Annotated in this window: 3 protein-coding genes; 1 reads left to right on the top strand and 2 read right to left on the bottom strand. The window is 44.4% G+C overall.

Annotated features, from left to right (window positions below; genetic code table 11):
* The coding region (locus VF500_RS25655; protein ID WP_330862389.1) for a sterol desaturase family protein at nucleotides 1-723 on the top strand (723 nt) is incomplete at its 5' end.
* 21 nt (nucleotides 724-744) lie between these two features.
* Here the strand turns inward: VF500_RS25655 and VF500_RS25650 are convergent.
* Together VF500_RS25650 and VF500_RS25645 are read right to left on the bottom strand one after the other, a co-directional pair.
* Nucleotides 745-1,185, bottom strand: coding sequence for a DUF695 domain-containing protein (locus tag VF500_RS25650; RefSeq protein WP_330862388.1), 441 nt, complete (start codon nucleotides 1,183-1,185; stop codon nucleotides 745-747).
* A gap of 253 nt (nucleotides 1,186-1,438) precedes the next feature.
* On the bottom strand, nucleotides 1,439-2,595 hold a 1,157-nt coding region (locus VF500_RS25645; protein WP_330862387.1), incomplete at its 5' end, for a glycoside hydrolase family 3 C-terminal domain-containing protein.

Below are 2,595 nucleotides of genomic sequence, written 5' to 3'. Positions count from 1 at the left end.
ATTTCGGTAAAAAAGCGCTGGCAGCATAATAAAACCAACCTTCTGTTCATTTTTACCGCCCTCCCTATACAGCTATTGCTTACAACCATTGTTTTGATCATACTCGGCTGGACCAACGCCCATCATTGGGGATTGATCAATTATATACCCGGTCATCATAATAAATGGGTTTACTATATCAGTCTTTTCATGCTGCTTGACCTTTGCGAATATGTTTATCACGTGGTGATGCACAAAATAGATCCGCTTTGGAAATTTCACCTCGTACATCACAGCGATCTTCATGTTGATGTTTCAACCACAGTACGCGAGCATCCCGGCGAAACCTGTGTACGCACCTGTTGTTTAATGCTTTGGGTATTTATTTGCGGCCCAGCAATTGGGGTATTAGTATTGAGGCAAACATTCCAATCACTGTTTAATATCCTGGCCCATACTGAATTCAGGTTGCCACACCGTGTTAACAAAATTGTCGGTTTGGTTTTTATAACCCCAAACCTGCACCATGTACACCATCACTACCAATTGCCACACACCGACCGCAATTATGGCGACGTACTAAGCATCTGGGACAGGCTTTTTGGCACTTTTGGCGAACTTGAACAAGAAAACACCCGTTTTGGCATTGATACCCATATGGATAAAAGCGTTAACGGCAGGTTTGCAAATATTCTGAAGATACCTTTTCAAAAGCTGGAGCGGCCAAAAGGGCACCAGAATTAAAAGTCAAAAAAGAGGACGACGTTACTCCCCATCCTCTCCGAAATCCTCCATTACACCAAAATATTCTTCCCATTCCGGGTCGTCTATAACGGTTATGTTTATGGGGAGTTCATCAAATTCAGATAAAGCATCGTTTAACCTGTCGCCTGCTTCCTCAATATCTGTGGTATACCAGGCCCACCAGCGTTCATTTTCTCCGGTGAATACAAAGGCCAGTATGCTTTGATGATCATCTTCAAGCAGGTCCACCAATGCGTCTTCTACCTGCTCCATCAACAGCATTTCATCTGCCGGGGGTAACAGCGAGGGATCAAACGTTTCATAACTCCAGGTTACGTCCATGCGCTGCAGGTAAACACCGCTTTCAAAAAAGTTCAACAAATTAGGCCTATAACGGACCAGCAACGGAATATCATCGTCGGATACGGCTTCTACCGATACCCAGGTATCATCTAACAACATAAGGGATGTTTTTATAAGGTTTAGTAGAGATATTTATATACAATTATAGCAAAACGACACAATTTATAGTTGTTTCGTTCTTGCAACGACAGGTTTTTATTTTCGATCAGCTTCTAAGTATAAAGATAGTCACGCCTGACCAAATCTGGTATACTTATTCAAAAAAATCATTTATAAAAGCATCTCACCCTACTTAATGGATAACAGACTTACGAAATTTTTGAAAACTTCGTAAGTCATAAACACCTCCTCTTTATTCTACCTCAAATTCCTTTTTTAGTTTGATATCAACTGATGAACTGCCTATCATCACCTGAAACTTACCCGGCTCTACCGTCCAGTTCATGTTTTTATCCAGCAGGGCCAGATCATCAGGATGCAGGGTAAATTGTACTGTTTTCTTCTCGCCGGGATTAAGGGTAACACGATCAAAGCCACGCAGGTCGTACTCGTAAGTAGTAACGCTGCTTACCTCATCTTTAAGGTAAAGCTGTACCACATCGTCGCCTTTGCGCTGGCCGGTATTGGTTACATCAACACTTACCTGAACCAGGCCCTGCGAATTTCCTTTTTCGGGTGATACCTGCAGGTTGCTGTATTCAAACGTAGTGTAGCTTAACCCGTAACCGTAAGGATACAAGGCGCCTTTTACACTGGTTTTACCCCAGCTGTTTTGACCGCCCTGCTCAGCCTGTGACGATGGTTTGAAAGGGAAATTATATTCCAGTTGCCCTGTCGTTTTAGGGAATGTGATGGGCAGCCTACCGCCGGGATTATTATCGCCAAACAGAGTTTCGGCAATAACCTGCCCGCTTTGTACACTTGGGAACCAGGCCTCCAATATAGCCGGTACATATTTATTTTCCCAGTTGATGGTAAGCGGCTGTCCGTTGATCATGACCATTACTACAGGTTTACCGGTAGCCTGCAAAGCCTGGATCAGCTTCAATTGCCTGCCCGGCAGGTTCAGGCCTGTGCGCGATAAGCTTTCGCCTACACGGTCAACATCCTCGCCTACTACAGCAATTACAATATCCGATTGTTTAGCCTGTGCCACAGCCGAATCAATGCCTGCCTGCTCCTGCGCGGTTAACGGTGTTTCGATGATCTCGCTCTCTGGCCAGGTGGCATCAATCATATCGCAGCCTTTCACATAGTTAACTTTGGCATCGCCGCCAACGTAATTTTTAATTCCATCAAACACAGTAGTTACCGGGTTGTGCGACGGGCCGTACCTGCTCACAGCATAGTTGGTTTCTTTAGCCAGCGGACCCGTTACCAGGATATTGGGATATTTCTTTTTATCCAGCGGTAACAGGTTATTTGCATTTTTCAGCAGCACCATCGATTCACGGTTCATTTTCAGGCTCATGGCCTTATCTGCATCGGTATGCACTATTTTATCGGCAG

The organism is Mucilaginibacter sp. (genome assembly GCF_036383575.1).
Classification (GTDB): domain Bacteria; phylum Bacteroidota; class Bacteroidia; order Sphingobacteriales; family Sphingobacteriaceae; genus Mucilaginibacter.
Note: the sequence above shows the minus strand (reverse complement) of the source record. Positions and strands in the feature narration are given on the sequence as shown.

Coding starts and splice junctions, on each gene's coding strand:
- VF500_RS25650 (WP_330862388.1), bottom strand. CDS start 1,185: ATGTTGTTAGATGATACCTGGGTATCGGTAGAAGCCGTATCCGACGAT.